This is a genomic window from Enterococcus sp. DIV2402, assembly GCF_017426705.2.
GTDB lineage: Bacteria > Bacillota > Bacilli > Lactobacillales > Enterococcaceae > Enterococcus_F > Enterococcus_F lowellii.
In genome coordinates, this window is sequence record NZ_CP147251.1 from 1234819 (window position 1) to 1252487 (window position 17669).

17 protein-coding genes and 1 pseudogene are annotated in these 17669 nt (G+C 34.9%); 16 read left to right on the forward strand and 2 right to left on the reverse strand.

The annotated features are described in order from the left end of the window. Positions 1-70 precede the first annotated feature (70 nt). Complete coding sequence (locus tag DOK78_RS06015; protein WP_207941292.1) at positions 71-529, forward strand: hypothetical protein; 459 nt, start codon at positions 71-73, stop codon at positions 527-529. A 466-nt stretch (positions 530-995) separates the two neighbouring features. On the opposite strand, the gene DOK78_RS06020 is transcribed toward DOK78_RS06015, so the two are convergent. Further along, positions 996-1139, reverse strand: coding sequence for a hypothetical protein (locus DOK78_RS06020; protein WP_207941290.1), 144 nt, complete (start codon positions 1137-1139; stop codon positions 996-998). Between the two features lie 257 nt (positions 1140-1396). Here DOK78_RS06020 and DOK78_RS06025 point away from each other — a divergent pair. The 8 genes and pseudogenes from DOK78_RS06025 to DOK78_RS06060 all read left to right on the forward strand — a co-directional run. Continuing rightward, positions 1397-1942: pseudogene (locus DOK78_RS06025) on the forward strand (sigma 54-interacting transcriptional regulator); the annotation flags it as partial. 159 nt (positions 1943-2101) lie between these two features. Further along, positions 2102-3793 carry a PRD domain-containing protein gene (locus tag DOK78_RS06030; protein WP_339076395.1) on the forward strand — a complete coding sequence of 564 codons (1692 nt, stop codon included), beginning with the start codon at positions 2102-2104 and terminating at the stop codon, positions 3791-3793. A 145-nt stretch (positions 3794-3938) separates the two neighbouring features. Then, complete coding sequence (locus DOK78_RS06035) at positions 3939-4715, forward strand: PTS mannose/fructose/sorbose/N-acetylgalactosamine transporter subunit IIC (RefSeq protein WP_207941287.1); 777 nt, start codon at positions 3939-3941, stop codon at positions 4713-4715. After that, a complete protein-coding gene (locus tag DOK78_RS06040; RefSeq protein WP_207941286.1) occupies positions 4708-5502 on the forward strand; it encodes a PTS system mannose/fructose/sorbose family transporter subunit IID in 795 nt (264 codons plus the stop codon). The genes DOK78_RS06035 and DOK78_RS06040 overlap by 8 nt, the downstream gene beginning before the upstream one ends. Positions 5503-5524: 22 nt before the next feature. Then, entirely contained in the window at positions 5525-6001 is a 477-nt protein-coding gene (locus DOK78_RS06045) for a PTS system mannose/fructose/N-acetylgalactosamine-transporter subunit IIB (RefSeq protein ID WP_207941285.1), read from the forward strand. Positions 6002-6012: 11 nt separating this feature from the next. After that, positions 6013-6429 (forward strand): PTS sugar transporter subunit IIA, encoded by a 417-nt coding sequence (locus DOK78_RS06050; protein WP_207941284.1) that lies wholly within the window; start codon positions 6013-6015, stop codon positions 6427-6429. A 77-nt stretch (positions 6430-6506) separates the two neighbouring features. Beyond that, complete coding sequence (locus tag DOK78_RS06055) at positions 6507-7841, forward strand: glycoside hydrolase family 32 protein (protein WP_207941283.1); 1335 nt, start codon at positions 6507-6509, stop codon at positions 7839-7841. 326 nt (positions 7842-8167) lie between these two features. After that, positions 8168-8431, forward strand: coding sequence for a tyrosine-type recombinase/integrase (locus DOK78_RS06060; protein WP_207941282.1), 264 nt, complete (start codon positions 8168-8170; stop codon positions 8429-8431). Positions 8432-8788: 357 nt separating this feature from the next. On the opposite strand, the gene DOK78_RS06065 is transcribed toward DOK78_RS06060, so the two are convergent. Beyond that, on the reverse strand, positions 8789-9511 hold the full coding sequence (locus DOK78_RS06065) for a GntR family transcriptional regulator (protein WP_207941281.1): 723 nt from the start codon (positions 9509-9511) through the stop codon (positions 8789-8791). 209 nt (positions 9512-9720) lie between these two features. Here DOK78_RS06065 and DOK78_RS06070 point away from each other — a divergent pair, with 209 nt between their 5' ends. The 7 genes from DOK78_RS06070 to DOK78_RS06100 all read left to right on the forward strand — a co-directional run bounded on the left by DOK78_RS06070 (position 9721) and on the right by DOK78_RS06100 (position 17639). Next, the gene (locus DOK78_RS06070) at positions 9721-11457 is read left to right on the forward strand and encodes a class I mannose-6-phosphate isomerase (protein ID WP_207941280.1); all 1737 of its coding nucleotides are present in this window, start codon (positions 9721-9723) and stop codon (positions 11455-11457) included. Between the two features lie 75 nt (positions 11458-11532). Continuing rightward, positions 11533-12426 (forward strand): ROK family protein, encoded by an 894-nt coding sequence (locus DOK78_RS06075; RefSeq protein WP_207941279.1) that lies wholly within the window; start codon positions 11533-11535, stop codon positions 12424-12426. A gap of 38 nt (positions 12427-12464) precedes the next feature. Then, entirely contained in the window at positions 12465-12713 is a 249-nt protein-coding gene (locus DOK78_RS06080; RefSeq protein ID WP_339076365.1) for a hypothetical protein, read from the forward strand. Positions 12714-12751: 38 nt separating this feature from the next. Continuing rightward, a complete protein-coding gene (locus tag DOK78_RS06085; RefSeq protein ID WP_339076366.1) occupies positions 12752-14914 on the forward strand; it encodes a hypothetical protein in 2163 nt (720 codons plus the stop codon). A 14-nt stretch (positions 14915-14928) separates the two neighbouring features. Continuing rightward, positions 14929-16260: a DUF5054 domain-containing protein gene (locus tag DOK78_RS06090; protein ID WP_339076367.1), complete on the forward strand. Its 1332-nt coding sequence runs from the start codon at positions 14929-14931 to the stop codon at positions 16258-16260. A 2-nt stretch (positions 16261-16262) separates the two neighbouring features. Continuing rightward, positions 16263-17006, forward strand: a complete 744-nt coding sequence (locus DOK78_RS06095; RefSeq protein ID WP_339076396.1) for a DUF5054 domain-containing protein — start codon at positions 16263-16265, stop codon at positions 17004-17006. A gap of 291 nt (positions 17007-17297) precedes the next feature. After that, positions 17298-17639 (forward strand): hypothetical protein, encoded by a 342-nt coding sequence (locus tag DOK78_RS06100; RefSeq protein ID WP_207941274.1) that lies wholly within the window; start codon positions 17298-17300, stop codon positions 17637-17639. Positions 17640-17669 lie beyond the last annotated feature (30 nt).

A 17669-nucleotide genomic window follows, 5' to 3' on the forward strand; every position in this document is an offset into this window, starting at 1 on the left:
ACTTTAATTAATATATGAAAAAAGCTGGTCAATTATAAAGCTTTTTTCTAAATAAAGGTGGGTAGACAATATGAATCAATTAAATGAACAAAAAGTATTATCCTTTCAAAATTTAATCGCTCCGACACTAGAGATATTAGATGGTCAAATTAATTATCAAATTGAACAGAAAAATTCGGATTTTTTTAAACGTATGGGAGAGATTTTAGCAGAATTTTATAACAAAAAGCTTGGAGAGAAGCAACAAGACCTATTCTTTTTTAAAGAATTTGGTGTGTATAAGGATTCTTTGACCATAGTATCCATTAATGGTTATAACCCTCACTTTTTTACTTTTTCATCCGGTAAAATTTATGAGGATATTGAAGATGTGTCAATGGAGAATCTGCTTAGATTATTAGAATTCTTTTGTAAATATAGTAAAAGCTCAATTAAAGTGGAGATATTGTTTGATTCAAGTCAAGAAAATGATATTCAAGCTATTCTTTATGCGCTTAATAAAATATTAAGAAAAAGTATTAGACGTTAGATTAATTATTCATAAAAAAAGTATTTTGAGATATTCAAAATACTTTTTTTATGAATGATTTTTAATGAAAGAAATTATAAAGTTTTATTATGTAAAAGTTTATAATGACATACAAGAATACTTTCTCTTATAGAAAATTCTTATATGTCTATTTTACTATAAAAGATATCTTAAGAATAAAGAAGCTTGTTTGGATAGGGGACAGTTGTCCTTTCCTCAAGTCCAATCTCTTTGATTTTGTTCATGAATGCTTGATCCATTCAACAATTTGGTAGCTTCTTTCATTCACCAGTCATTGTTGCCTTTGTTTGCTTCCATCGTCTGCAGAGTCGGGCATGGGCAATCGTTCATTTTTAAGGAAGCCCATAAAAAGACAAAAAGGATGGAAAAGTATCTTTCAAAGCATAGTTTCAACTTTTCAGGACACGGAAATATGGAGACAATCGTTGCACGATTGTTTCATTTCTCAAATTTGAGAAAGTAAATAAAAACGATTACCGTTGTGAGATGCAGCTAGTACATGGTCAGATTTATCATTTTTTCTCATTGCTTCTAGTAAATCTTCTTTTCGGGCTAGAGCTTGCAAGATTTCTGTGGTAGATTTAGTCATAGGAAATGCGCCTCCTAATTAGTTTTGTTTAGTCACTAACTATCACAGAGGAATCGCATTCCTTTTGTCATTTGTTTACACAACTTATTTTAAACTCTCACAATAAATAATAGTCCATGTTATGATACAGTAATTTTATAAAGGGTGATTGTATGAAACAAATAATATCAATTTTTGAAAAAATAAAGAATCAAGTGCCGGCAGGACTGAGGTTTACAGCAAGTGAAGTCGCTGATTATTTGGGAATTTCTAGAAGTATGGCATCAAATTATTTGAATCAGCTTGTAAAGATGGATTTACTTGAGAAGGAGAATACTCGTCCAGTTAATTTTTGGTATGAAGGTGAAAAAGATGCATTTTCTAATTTGATTGGTAGAGACGGAAGCATGGAAAAAGTTATTCAGCAATGTAAGGCGTCAGTGAATTATCCGCCTGATGGCTTACCAATAATTATCAAGGGTAATAGTGGCGTGGGTAAGAGTATGATTGCAAAGTTAATTTATTGATATGCGCAAAATAATCAAATAGTAAGTGCCAATGCGCCTTTCATTACTTTAAATTGTGCCGATTATGCTAATAATCCAGAGTTACTATCGTCAACTTTATTTGGCTATGTAAAGGGAGCTTTTACTGGCGCCGACAAAGAAAAAAAGGGGTTGCTGGATTCTGCTGATACTGGCTATTTATTTTTAGATGAAGTACACAATCTTTCCCAGGAAAATCAAGAGAAACTATTTCTACTAATCGATCAAAAGAAATTCCGACGCTTAGGGGAAGATGAAAAGTGGTGTACCGCTAATATTCGATTAATTTTGGCAACGACAGAAAATGTTCAAAATAAATTGTTGACGACTTTTCGTCGTCGTATTCCATTAGAAATTACTTTGCCAGACTACAGCCAACGCAGTCGACATGAGCGAGTTCAACTAGTTTATTCCTTCTTTCAACATGAAGCGATTCAGATGAAAAAGGATTTATGGATTGAACCAGCCCTATTTCAAGAGCTAATTAATCTTGATTTGGATGGGAATATCGGCGCAATTCAAAATAGAATAAAAATTGTCTGTGCAACATCTTATAGTGCTTATAGAAATCAAACTCACTTATTAGTGCCGCTAGATACAAACTCTGATGATAAACATTTAATTAAAGTACCTTATCTGACTGGAACCCTAAGAGAAGTCATTTCCCCAGAATCGAGTAGCGCAAAGCTACGTGCAGCATTTGTTGATGGTCGTTCTCTAACAGAAGTCCGTGCCAAAATTGATGAGCTTTTAGAAAGCGCTAAACGAATAAACGAAAAAGATATTACCTTATTTTCCGAATATGACTTAGTTTATTCCTTGTTAAGGAAACAAAGCCATTTGGTGAATTATTATGGTATGAATTTTCAAGCGAAACACTTGATTGAAATGGCGTTGTTAATTGATATTGCCGGAGAGAGCAAAGCTCGTCTAGACTACGATTCAAATATTGATTTGGATCGGCATCGAGGAATTGTTGAGAGTATCCTAAAGGCAATCGGCTCCAGTTTTACTGAGGGATTGGTGGAAGATTTATTACTCGCTTACTTGATAGAAAAGTTGCCAATAATTAGTAAACGCAATGCGTTAATTGTGATGCACGGAAAAAGTATTGCCTCAAGCTTGGCAGCTGAAGTTAACAACTTGGTGGGGAATTATGTTTTTGACGCGTTTGATATGCCAATTCAAGTTGAAACTAAGGAAATTGTGAAACGAGTTAACGAATACGTAGTTGGTCGTGACACTCGCGATGGTTTGCTTTTGCTTGTAGATATGGGTTCTCTCGAAAAAATGTACGAAGAAATTAAGGATAATGTGGCTGGTGACTTACTGATTGTTAATAATGTCTCAACGGCGTTAGCTTTGGATATCGGTTTTGCTTTAATACAAAATCGTTCAATGGAGTATTATACTTCATTGAATTACGAATTATTCAATGTTCGACCACAATATTTTGAGGGATTGTCTCAAATCGAAAATATCGTGATTTCTTGTATGTCCGGAGAAGGTATTGCCCAGAAAGTTAAAGACATTTTTCAACTACAAGATGTAAAACAACCGGTAGAGCTGATTACTTTAGATTTTGAAGAACTTCTGGAGTTGGAACAAGAAAGACAGTTAACTTCTTTTAAGAACACATATGCAATCATTAGCACATCACCCTTGAGTATCCCAGGAGTAAAGTGCTTGAATTTAGAAGAAATTGTAAATGGCACGGTGGGATTGGAAAGTTTAAATAAAGTTTATGGGAAGGAACAACTTGCCTCAATTACCAATGAAATCATTAAGCTATTTACAATCGAAGGCGCTAGCGCCCGTTTACGTTTTTTAAATCCAGATATGATTATTAATGAAATTGAAAGTATTATTCAAGCATTGGAAAAACGTTACAATACAAATTTTAAGAACTTTATTCGTGTGAATTTGTTTTTGCATCTTTCATCTATGATTGAGCGAATTCTAGTTGGTGACTTTGTAAAAGATGAAAGTGATCAGATTATTTCGGCAGATTTAACTAGATTTATTGATATAGCTGATGAACTATTCGAACCGATTAAACAAAAATATAATATTGAAATTCCTAAGAGAGAATATGATTATATTTTTAAAATTTTAGCCTTTGAAAAATAGTGTTTATAAAACGTTGCTAGTGTTTGCGGTAGATAAACACTAGCTTTTTCTATAGAAAAGGCTGATATTATAGTTTTTGTGAGCTGTTTTAAAGTTGGCACGGCTTTTGCTACTAGTAAAGTATCAAAGAGTAGGAGGAAAAGAAATGGATGTACAATTTTGGCAAATTATATTGATTGTTCTTTATGGTTTTTTTATTAACTATGACAAGAACGGCACAATGCTGGGGACTTCTCAGCCGGTTACCGCAGGACTTATTGTTGGTTTGATTTTAGGTGACGTAAAGACAGGTTTATATATCGGGGGAACATTGCAATTAATGACATTAGGAATTTCAAGTTTTGGCGGAGCTTCGGTGCCGGATTATCAAACTGCATCATTGGTTGGTAGCTATATCGCAATTACCACTGGTCAGAACGCATCAATTGGGATTACCTTAGCCATTCCGGTTGCGATGTTGATGGTTCAATTAGATGTTTTAAAATGGACGACGAATATATTTTTCCAAAATAAAGCAGAAAATTTTGCAGATCAAGGAGACTTTAAAAAAGTCGAATGGATGCATTTGTGTGGAGTATTCAACACTATGCTAACCTCAGGAATTCCAGTCCTATTAACAGTTATCGTTGGACCAACCGTTGTGGGTAAAGTCATTGACTATATCCCTGAGTGGTTAACAGGTGGTTTAACGGTTGCTGGAGGATTATTACCTGCATTAGGGATTGGCTTATTGTTACGTTATTTGCCAGTTAAGGCGTACTTTGGTTACTTAATTGTTGGTTTTGTTGGAGCTGTATATTTAAATATGCCCATTTTGGGTGTCGCATTACTAGGTGCAGCAATTGCACTAATTTTATTCAAGAAAAATAGTTCAAAGGCTGGAACTGTTCAAACTGCAGGGGGGATGGACGAAGATGAGTAATGAAGTGAGTAAGAAAACAAAAAATCGCGTGTTATTCAGATGGATGTTAAATGGTGGTGCATCTTTAAATTATGAAAAGATGATGGGTTTAGCCTATTGCTATTCAATGATACCTTTCTTACGAGAAAACTATAAAGATGATCCGGAAGGCATGAAGCAAGCAGTTAAAACGCATTTACAATTCTTTAATACAAGTCCCTATGTAGCACCCTATGTAATGGGTGTGAATATGGGGATTGAAGAAGTTGAGAAAAAGAGTGCTTTAGACACGATTGCGGCATTAAAAACTGGTTTAATGGGTCCTTTGGCAGGCTTAGGTGATAGTATTTTCGTAGTCATCCCATGGACAATTTTTGGTGCTATAGCAGCTAATATGGCTTTGGAAGGTAGTGTTGTAGGGATTGCCATTTGGATTATCGTCACTTGGTTGTTAAAAGCCTTGGGTATTCCATTCTTTAAAGCGGGCTTAAAATCAGGTACTAGTTTGCTTACTTCAATTGAAACGAAGTTAAAAGCAATCACAGAAAGTGTCGCAGTTTTAGGTTTAATGGTAGTAGGTGCTTTGGTTCCGACTGTTATAAAAGCAAATCTAGATTTTACTTTCAAACAGGGCGATTTAAAAATGACCGGTGATGATATTTTAAATCAAATTATGCCAGGTTTAATCCCAGCATTACTAGTATTTGCGGTTTACTATTTACTTGGAAAAAAAGTTAAGCCAATTTACATTATCTTGTTGGTAATGGCTTTATCTGTAATTTTATATGTTTGTGGTATTTTAAAATAGGAAAGTTAACGAGGTGTTAAAAATGGAAGGAATAATTCACATCCGAATTGATGATCGTTTAATTCATGGACAAGTAGCGACTCAATGGACGAATGAGTTGGGTGCAACACGTATTATGGTAATTAACGATGAAATTGCAAAAAATGATGTCCAAAAATCAGTTTTACGAATGGCTGCGCCACCGAATGTGGCTACATCAATTATTACGAAAGAAACTGCGGCGACTAACATAAAAAATGGCAAGTATAAAGGTCAAAAAGTTTTAATTGTTGTAAAAAGCCCGATTGACATTTTAGATTTAATTAACTTAGGTCTGGATATTACTAAAGTGAACGTAGGGAATATGTCGGTTCGTGAAGGAACGCGTCATGTTCGGGCAACCGTTAGTATTAACGCTGTTGAAGAAGAGACTTTCCAAAAACTGTTAGATCAAGGCGTGGAAATTACAACTATAATGGTTCCTGGTGATAATACGATTTATTTGAAAGATGTTATATAGGAGGTGACTTTATGTATAAAATAATCATAGCAAGTCACGGACCTTTAGCAGATGGGATGAAAGAGTCTTTAAAATTCTTTTTTTCAACTAAGCTAGAGGTAACTACAGTCTCGATTGATAACGATGGATTAGTGTCGTTTCAGGAAAAAATGGATCGAGTTTTTGATGAAGTTGCTACAAGTGAGGTACTTATTTTTACTGATTTACTTTACGGGACCCCGTTTAATGAAGCCGGAAAAAGAGCTGCCAATCTATCTCAATACTTTGACATTATTTCAAGTGTGAATATGCCGATTTTAGTGGAGGCTGTCAATTTGCAGCGGCAGAATATTGCTTTAGAAGACGCTGTACCTCAACTTCTTGAAGTGGGACAAGTGCAATCTTTTAGAAATAAGATGCAAGAATCATCAGTGACTGATGATGAGTAATTAAGATAAAGATTGGCTTCAAATCCTTCAAATGGTTTTTTCAAGGATTTAAGTCAATCTTTTTTTAGGAGGACAAAATGTTAAATTTACCAGAAACTCCCTATCGTTATGGATTCCATCTTTCTCCCAAAATGGGCTGGCTTAATGATCCCAATGGATTGTGTTGGTTCAAGGGTAATTACCACGTGTTTTATCAAACTAATCCCTTTGATAATCGACCAGGAAATATATTCTGGGGTCATTTTGTTTCGGAAGATTTAATTAACTGGCAACAAGCTCCTTATGCAATTGTTCCTGAACAGGATTATGATGAGAATGGTTGCTATTCTGGGAGTGCTTTGGTAGTCAAGGATCGATTATATCTAATGTACACCGGGCATAAAAATTTAGAATCCGGGTATGTGGAAACACAATGTATTGCAGTATCTGATGACGGATTTAATTTTAGAAAGTTGGTGAATAACCCAGTCATTGATGCCCCACCAAGTGATAATACTAACCGTTTTAGAGATCCGAAGCTTCTCTTTGAAAATGGTAAATTTTATGCGGTAATCGGTGGGGAATCTGAAGATAATACTGGTCAAGTGAATGTGTTTGATTCTGAATCAATTGAAGCGGGTTGGCAGTTTAATCGCAAATTAATTAAAGCAAAAAAAGGTGATGGAATTATGTGGGAGTGCCCAGATCTTTTTGAACTTGACGGTCGGAAATTCCTGCTAACATCTCCCAAAGAAATGATGGATCAGGGAATTAATGGTTTTTCTTCAATTTGGATTGAAAGTGATTTTAACGAAGAACAGGTAGTAACGGATTATCAAATTCATAAAATAGATGATGGCAGAGATTTTTATGCGCCGCAAACTTTTTGGGATCCAATCAACGAAAGAAGAGTGATGTTTGCTTGGTTTGGACTACCAGGATTACAGGAACAGGAGAATAATAGTCAGGTTGGGGCACTAACCCTACCAAGAGAGATTGTCATTAGATCAAATAGATTGTGCTTTCCACCAATTAAAGAATTAACAGCTCTCAGAATGGAAGAACGTACTATTGACAATAAGATGACCATTAACGAAAAATCTGAACTGTTAATTCGCCCTGAAATAGAAAATGGTAAGTTCAAAATACGACTTAATAGTTCAGATTGTGACTCATTTATGGAAATAACTTATGTAGCGAATAAATTAGTTATAGAAATCAAAGATTTTATAAGGAAAGCGACCGTGGATAAGACAATTTTCAAAATAAATGAAATACGACTTTTTCTTGATCGAGGATTAACCGAAATATTTATTAATGAAGGGGAGTCAGTCTTTTCAAATAAATGTGAATTACATGGAGAACTCGAATTATCATTTGACGGAAGACTGCAAGGTAAAGTTTTTGATTTGAAGGAAACGATTTATGATTAAGTTAGTAAATAAAGAAGTCAATATTGAAGAAATTAAGTGCTAAGATGCTATTAGGTTCAATCGAGGCCAGCGGTACAAATTTTGTATGCGCTGTAGGCAATCAAGATAAGATTTTTAAAAATAGACTTTACCTCAAATAAGAAGTATCAAAGATTCTTGGCAACTGATTTTACTTTTAAAGAAAGACGTCCTGATCAAAATCAAGTAATTATCGAAATTAACGATAAAAATATCAACCACTTCAATCACACAATCCGTGATTACGATTTGAAATTTATTTCAGAGAAAAAATATTCATTGGAAGAATATTTTAAAACCTTTGTAACTTGGCTAAAAACGCCACTGAAGATGCTGAAATCAAACCAATCAAACTTCATGCGTTAAGACACTCACATGTTGTATTATTGGTTCACGAAAACATCCAACAACTGGCAATTCAAGAACGACTGGGTCATGTGGCCATTCAAATCACACTCGGAACTTATGGGTATCTATATGCGAAATCAGATCAGCATGTTGCTGATGCGATTGATGGCATACAATTCGAGATTGTTATTGAAGTGGATGATTCGGACATGGGACCGGTTTGAGTTTTCCAAATTTCTACCAAAAGAAAATGAAATGTTGTTATACCAACGATTGCTGTACTTGTCTTCTAGTCTTAGATGTGTCGGAAATAAAGAGAACCTTCGATAAAAATGGAAGATCAGCAACAATCTATGAGCTTCTACGTCTACCATTTTCATTGTTATTCTCTCAATTGTCTCTCAAAAACGGCTTTTTAGCCGTTTTTTTTTGACCTTTTTTTAATAAAGATACGGAATAATTAGTTTCTATCCAATTTGATTGTCATCAAAGTGAAAAATGTCTTTCTTCTAAAGGTGAACCAGAGATAAGTGTCAATAAAACGGATCTTCTCAATTTGATAGAAGCTAAGATGATTTGATTTAATCAAAATTCAAATAATAGCGGTATTTGTTACCGATATAAAAGCATTCGGTGTATTCAAAAAAATTCATTTCTTTTTGAGAGGTAAAACGAACCCGTTTCAATACTGGCTCAGCTTCACCAATCTTTAATAATTTTTTCAATTCCCGAGTAGCAGAAATGGCTTCAATATACTCATTCTCTTGGTTAACGCGAATGCCTTTTGTAGAAAGGTATTCGTAAAAAGAGCCATAATAATCCTTAGACTTTAAAGAATAGTCCTCTTTGAATATGATATGGGTCTTAAAAAAAGCTAAGATGTTGTTATCATCGCCTCTTACTCGATTTAAGACTAAGATGTCATCTCCGGGTTTGATTTGTAAATATTTGGCAATTTTATGATCAGCGTGGCTTTTATACACGTTAGCTTGTAAAGTTGTAGCATTTTTTCCTTGTTCCTTTAATTCCTGAGTAAATCCTTTGATAACAGTGGAATATTCGCTAATATTGGGACTAAATTTTTTGACGAAAGTTCCTTTTGCTCGTTCACGATACAAAAGATTTTCTCTAACAAGTTCATCTATAGCTTTACGAATAGTGATACGACTGACATGATAAATATCACAAAGGTCAAATTCTGTTGGAATTCGTTCCCCTTCCTGCCATTTTTCGGTTCTAATATTTGAACGAAGCTGATCGGCTATTTGTGCATATAAGGGAGAGTTTGAGTGAATGTTGCTCATATGAATAAACTCCTTTCGTAATAATTCTCTATGATTTACTAAGTATATCATAGAGAATTATCATATTTGATATTATTGTTATAACAATAGCTAGAAAAGCTGATAAATAGCAGGATTAAAAAAGACATTTTGAGTGAATCAGCTGTGCTATACTTTGGATGAATTAAGGATATTTAACGATATAGTATCAGGTGGAAGGAGTTTTATAAGTGAACTATGATTTTTTTCCCGAAACAGCAATTACCAAACAATTTGATGTATATGCAGGTGAAGAAGAAATACTTGAGTTGATAAGAAAACGAATGGAGAATGAAGGTCTTAATGTTATAACAATTGAAAGTTATCCAGTTTTAGATAAACAGTTGTTAAGAACGACTTTACTTGAACAATTGGAAATAGATGTTTTAATTGATAGCGACACTTTGTTCTATAATAGTCAAGTTATTACAGAAATGATAGCCGACAATTTGACAGAGGATCGAGTGTTTGGCTTTATGTCTCATCATTCATTGACTGACTTTATTGATTTAGATCAACAACGTATGTTAATTAAACAAATTGAAATCGCTTTAAACGAAAAGAAACGTATTGGAATTTATGGTGTAGGTGCAAGTTTGGTCTATGCTCCCGATTTATTGATCTATGCAGATTTACCTCGATGGGAAATTCAACAACGTTATCGTTCAGGTAAGTATAGTAATTGGAAAGGTAAGAATCAAGGAGAGGATTCATTACGAATGATTAAACGTGGTTATTTCTTTGAATGGCGTGTTGCAGATAAGCAAAAGCGATCCATTTATGAGAAAATTGATTATTTTATGGATACACTCCAAGATGACTGGGTATTGGTGGATCACAGTACGTATAATCAAGCATTGTTGGAAGTGGCTCAACAGCCGTTTTCGTTAGTTCCTTTTTTTGATCCAGGAGTATGGGGCGGACATTGGATGCAAAAACAATTTAGTTTTTGTCAAGATGAAGTGAATCTAGCATGGAGTTTTAATGGCGTACCAGAAGAGAATAGCCTCATTCTGGATTTTGGAAAAGCCAAGATGGAGATTCCAGGAAATAATCTAGTTTACTTCCAAGGAGAATGTTTGTTGGGGCGTCGCGTTTATGGACGTTTTGGGGCAGAGTTTCCGATTCGCTTTAATTTTTTAGACACTATGGGAGGCTCTAATTTAAGTTTGCAAGTTCATCCTACTATAGAATATGCACAAGAAGTGTTTGGTGCCAAATATACGCAAGATGAAAGTTATTATATTTTACAAGCACAAGAAGATGCGGTCGTTTATCTAGGTGTTAAAAATGGTGTATCCAAAGACGAATTAATGGCAGCTTTGCAACGAGCTTCTGAAGGAAAAGAAGATTTTCCTACCCAAAAATTTATTTATCAACAACCTGTTAAAAAACATGATCATTACTCAATTCCTAGTGGGACGATTCATTCCAGCGGAGCAAATTCAGTTGTTTTAGAAATAAGTGCTACTCCAAATCGCTATACGTTTAAGCTATGGGATTGGGGCAGAGTCGATTTAGATGGTTTGCCTAGACCGGTTCATTTGAAACATGGAGAGCCCAATATTGATATCCGTCGTGATGAAAACTGGGTCAAAAAAGAATTAGTAAATCCTTTTGAAATAATTGACGTTGGTGAAGGCTGGATGGAAGAACGGACAGGATTACATGAAACTGAATTTATCGAAACACGTCGCCATAGTTTTTCTGTACCTGTTATCCATGAAAACCATGGGAGTGTGAATGTATTAAATTTAGTTGAAGGAGAAGAAGCGGTTGTTGAAAGTATCGATGGATCTTTTGCACCTTTTACTGTTCATTATGCACAAACATTTATTATACCTGAAAGTGTCAAAGCTTATAAAATTAGCCCTAGTGGAACCAGTAGTGGAAAGACAATCAAGACAATGAAAGCTTTTGTTCGTTAAATGAATATAAATTGATTACATCTATTCAAAGGCAAGCGGGAAGTGTTCAATTTCTTAAAGATGAGGAGGCTGTGTATGAAGGGTTATTATTTTTTAATGGATGTTGGTGGGACGACGATTAAAACGAATTGTTTAGATGAGCAAGGGCTTCCTTTTTTCACTCGTAATCAAGAATTTCCTGCCAAGTCGCAAGAAGACCAGCAGACAATTTTAGAAAATTTTTATGCAATCGTGACAACTATTAATCGGCAAATGGCTCAAAAAGCACAATTGTTAGGTGTCGGTATTGCTTTTCCAGGTCCTTTTAATTATCAAGAAGGATACAGTTTAATGAAGGGGTTACGTAAGTATGATGAAATTTATGAGGTACGGTTAAAAAAATTAATTGCTGAGTGGCTATATTCTGAGTTTCAGCTGTCAGTACCGATTATATTCGAGAATGATGCGACAGCTTTTGGTTTAGGGGAATTCCTGCAAAGAGAGAAAAGCAGAGTTAACCGTGGAATATATCTGACTCTAGGTACTGGCTGTGGCTCTGCTTTTATCGTAGAAGGGGAGGTAATTAGAGAGGAATATGGTTTAAATAGTCAAGGAATGCTATACAATCGACCATTTAAGCAGAGTATAATAGATGATTATCTCTCTGCCAATGGTTTGCAGCAGTTGATTAAGAACAATTATTCTGTGCCTTTAACAGGTTATGAACTCTTTTTAGAGGCACAAAAAGGTAATCAAAAAGCATTGGTAATTTTTGATGAATTTGGCACTTGGATTGGAGAAGCATTGGCGCCATTTGTGACGTCTTTTCAGCCCGATGAAGTGGTTTTTGGTGGGGAAATTAGTGGAAGCTTAGATTATTTTCATCCAGCAATAGAACGATGTTTTGGTGGAAACTTAAAGATTAGATATAGTCAAAATACTAGTTTATCAACTTTACGTGGCTTAATGTCACTGGTAACGAATGGATAAGTAATGGAGAATATTTTTTTAAATTAGAAGGAGAAATTATGTCAAAACGTACTTTATATTTGATCCATCATTCCCATACAGATATAGGATATACGGATCGCCAAGAAAAAATTAGCCGGTATCATGTGGATTTTATCAAGAGCGTATTGGTTTTTCTGAAGAAAATTGAGTCAGGAGAGAAACCTGAGTGGTCAGGGTTTAAGTATACGTGCGAGAATTACTGGCAAGTAGAGCAATTTATAGCTAATAGCTCAATAGAGGAACAGCAAATTTTTGAATATTTTTGAAAAAGGGTTGGATTGATATTTCTCTAAGTTATTTGAATATGACAGAATTGGTCGATGAACAGGTAGTGGGTAAGATGTTTGCTAAGGGGAAATCCTATGTAGATAGTCTGGGCCTACCATTAAATTCAGCGATGACTGCTGATATTAACGGGTTTTCGTGGGGATATGCAGAAATAATGTATCAAAATGGTATTGAAAACTTATTTTCGTGTTTGCATACGCATCATGGCATGTTTCCTTTATTTAAGAAACAAATTCCCTTCTGGTGGGAAACGCAAAAGGGAAATAAAATTCTGGTTTGGAATGGAGATCATTATCAAACAGGAAATGATTTTCTCCTTGTACCAAATTCTGATCAATCAAAACAATATGGAGTGGCAGGTTATACGCCAGAAGAAGCAGAATTGCAGTTTAAAAAGACTGAAGAAAGAATTTTTGCTCATTTCGATTTATTAGAAGAAGAAGGATATGCACTTGATTTTGTACCTGCAATGATTAGCGGGATTGTTACCGATAACGCCCCGCCTAATCCTAGAATGATGGAAAATATTCATAAGTGGAATGAGCGTCATGGAGATGAAATTAAGATTGAATTGATCACACTTAACGAATTCTTTCGCATCCTGCGCCAACAAGAAGTGGAAATTCCAACTTATCGTGGTGATTGGGCGGATTGGTGGGCTGATGGCGTAGGGTCAACACCAGCGCCAACAAAAATTTATCGTAATGCTCAGCATAAATATCGAATTGCGAATAAATTAGATCCTGAAGCAACTTTGGGAAGGGCTGATTTATTAGCGAAAGCGGAAGAAAATATGATGATGTATGCTGAACATACATGGGGCTACCATTCTTCTGTAAGTCAGCCATGGAATACCTTAGTAAATGATTTAGACTATCGTAAAGCAGCTTATGCCATTAATGCGAATAGCTTAATTTCTCAACATTTGGATGAAATTTTAGCAAAATTAGGCGAAGAATCTATTCAGATGAATCGAAAGGCTGTTTACAAGGTAATCAATCCTCATAATCGAACAGTAAGTGATCATACTCAAATTTATATCAAACATTGGGAAACGATAGATGATTCTTATTTTTATTTGGATACCAATGATTTTGTTGAGGTTATTGATTGCCAAACCGGTGAAATTCTACCTTCACAAGTGACAGATACATCTTTTGGTAAACAAATAGAATTTTTAGTGACGTTAAAAGCTAGAGAGGAACGATTGATTTGTTTACGTCGTCAAGAGAGTAAGCCACTACGGAAAAATTGGAATCATGCATATATTGGTACTGAACAAATTGCCGATGTGGCTTCTTATGTGGGATACGAACATCTCGTTTCTCCATTTGGAATTGAAACAAAAGATTTTAGTTTGTCAATTGACCACAAAAAAGGAATTAACCGATTGATTGATAAGCGAACGGGAACGAATTTACTTCATTCAAATCAAGAACATTCACCATTTGCAGGGGTCTATGAAGTGACTCCGATAACTTCCGATGCTTGTTCTGAACGTCGTATCATGGGACGAAATCGTAAAGGTAGAATAACAGAACGGTCTGTTGCCGATTTGAAGTCAGTTAAAGTGACGTTGGATGGACCTATTTATGCAGAATTTGAATTAGACTATTCGTTAGTGGGAACGAAGATGTACACAGTAGTTCTCCGTGTCTATAAAGATTTACCGAAAATTAACGTAACAGTTAGAATTCAGAAAGAAAACGAATGGGCACCCGAAAATATCTATATTCCGCTCCCGTTTAGTTATGGAAAATGTAGTGACTGTTATATTGGAAAAACAGGAACAACTTTTCGACCAGCGATTGATCAATTGCCTGGTTCCAATACAGAATTTTATCTTTTGAATAATGGTTTGACTTTCACGAATGGACAACAGGGTTTAGTGATTGCCGTCAAAGATACGCCACTGATTACTTTAGGGACACTTGAAAGTCATTTGGTGAATCTTTGTTCAGCTGATACAGCCTGGAAAAATAAAGAAGTTATTTATTCTTGGCCGATGAATAATTTCTGGGAAACTAATTTTAAAGTTGATTTGTCTGGTTTTTATGAATTTGATTATCAATTGTTCTTAATGTCTAATCAATCATCTGAAGATTTACTGGAAAAAGCGGCTGAATTAAACGAAGGCATTTTAACAATAGCTTACAATCCAAAAGCAGGTGAAATTTAGAGAGGTGACAGAGAATGGCAAAAAAACTTCATGTAGTTTATAAAACTCATTTAGATATAGGGTTTACAGATTTGGCAGCAAATGTAATAGAGCAGTATTTGATAGACTTTATTCCTCGAGCAGTACAAATTGGCAAAGAGTTACCCGATCAGTTTGTTTGGACAACCGGGTCATGGTTAATTTACTTTTATTTGAATCATCCCAATGTCTCCAAACAAGATAAGGAACAAATGATAGAAGCAATTAAATGTGGCACAATTAAGTGGCATGGCTTACCGGTAACAATGCATAGCGAATTGATGGATCAACGTTTGTTTGAATATGGATTATCGATTTCTAAAGAATTAGATCAACAATTTGACATGAAAACGGTAGCAGCGAAGCTAACTGATGTCCCAGGTCATACAATTGGGATTGTTCCTTTAATGGCCAAAGCAGGTTTAAAATATTTGCATATTGGCGTGAACGCGAGCTCCGCCATTCCCAAAGTGCCAGAAATGTTTCTGTGGCGTAATAGTGATGGAACAGAGATTGTGGTTCATTATGCACAAGATTATGGTGAAACCTTTATGCGTGAAGGTTGGGATGATAGGTTATATTTTGCCCACAGTCATGACAATGCCGGTCCACCAAAAGACAGTCAAGAAGTTCAGATGTTGATGGCTCGTTTGGAAAAAGAAAATCCAGATGTGGAGGTTGTGGCTTCTAGTTTGGATCAATTTGCACTAGCAGCGTGGGAAAAACGTGATAGTTTACCGGTAATTGAAGAAGAAATCGGGGATTCTTGGATACATGGAATTGCTTCTGATTCGAGAAAAATTTCAGATTATTTGAGTTTATTACGTCTTCGTAACCAATGGCTGGATTCAGGTGAGTTAAGTGTAGATAGTGCGGAATATAAAAATTTTTCGGAGCAACTTATGCTAGTTGCTGAACATACGTGGGGTGGAAACGGAAATGTTTTTTTACCCGACTATACAAATTATTTACTTGAAGATTTTCAAAAAGCGCGTGAGCAAGATCAAATTACTTTTAACCATGATCGAACATCTATGGATTTTGGGGATTTAATGGCTTTAATTAGTACAGATATCGAATCAAAAGAGCTTTGTTCGAAACGTTCTTATAGATTATATGAAGATTCTTGGCAAGAACAACGAGAATATCTGACGGTAGCGGTATCTTGCTTAAGTGATGCACGTCAAATAGAAGCTCAAAAAGTATTAGCCACCAAAAAATATGAAATTCAAAGTATAAATACGGGTGAATCAGTAATTCCGGGTAGATTGTATCAATATGGGGATGTTTCTTTGAAATTTTCAGTTAGCGGTGGAATCAGTTTTTGAAAGTGGCTAATAATGATTACATTCTTGAGGGCCATGAGCTTGGGAGTTTATCTTATGAACGATTTGATTTTGCTGATTATCATAATTTTATTAGCAAATATAGCCGTTTAACACGATGGACTTCTAGTTGGTGTTTAGTAGATTTTGCTAAACGAGGCATCGAAGCTTTTCAAGATATTCGTTATGAATTAATCAAACCGATGATTCAGAAATCGTGTATCACTCAAATTAAAAACCAACTAGTCGTGACTTTTGATCTTTGCTTTACAGAATATGAACAGAGAATGTGGGGAGTACCTGCAAAAAATCAATTAACATATCACATTGATTTACTAGAACATCGGATTGAACTCAATTTGAAGTGGAATGGCAAACAGGCAAATAAGATGCCCGAAGCTTACTGGTTAGAAACCAGTTTGAAAGTAGCAAATCCTTATCGTTGGCAGATGAATAAACTGGGAACGACCCTTTCACCTTATAATGTGGTAGAAAATGGCAATCGCAATTTACACGCATTATCTCAAGAAGGATTATCTTATAGTGGGATTGAAGGAAAAGTGAAAATTCAAAGTCTCGATGCGCCACTTTTTTCTTTTGGTCGACGAAGTTTATTGAAATTTGATAATTTACAGCCTTCCTTAAATGAAGGAATGTTTATTAATTTGCAAAATAACGTTTGGGGGACAAATTTTCCAGCTTGGTTTGAAGACGATATGTTGTATCGGGTTATTATTGAGTTACCTTAATAATAGCGAATAACTTTCTCGAAAAAAAGAAACTTATGCAATCAAATAGAAAATTAGTGCATCTTCAAAAAAATTGCCTCCATAGGTAGCTTTTACTTAGAAACCGAATTAAAAAATCGTTCAAGCAGAGATTTTTAATTCGGTTTTTTATTTTTACCCAAAGACGTTCAGGCATAAATAAGCTACAGTTAGGTTAAAAATAGTTTTCAATAAAGAATGAATGCTATCATTAGCATGTACATAATAAAATAAACTTAGAGCATCTGAAAAATAGACGAAGGAGTAATGGATATGATAAAAAAGTTCTTTTATAGAATACTCCAATTATGTTTTATGGTAACACTAGTTGCTGGCGGATTGGATTTGTTAGTAGGAAAACATGAGGTTTCTTTTTATACGGGTTTTATTGGAATGATTTTTACCCTAGTATTGCTTTCTAGTAAAGAGATTATAGGGAAACTTGGCTTTTGGAAAATAGCATGTATGGGTATCTTAGTGCCTTATCTATTAAATAAAGGTCTCAAGTTTTTTAGCTTAGAAGTAATTAAATTAACACCTGTTTATTTTATGCTTTTAGTATTAATTGAGGGATTAAGCGTACTAGTCATGTTCGCTGTTATTCGAAAAAAATAGATTGAATCTATCAGACTGTCACCTAACTAC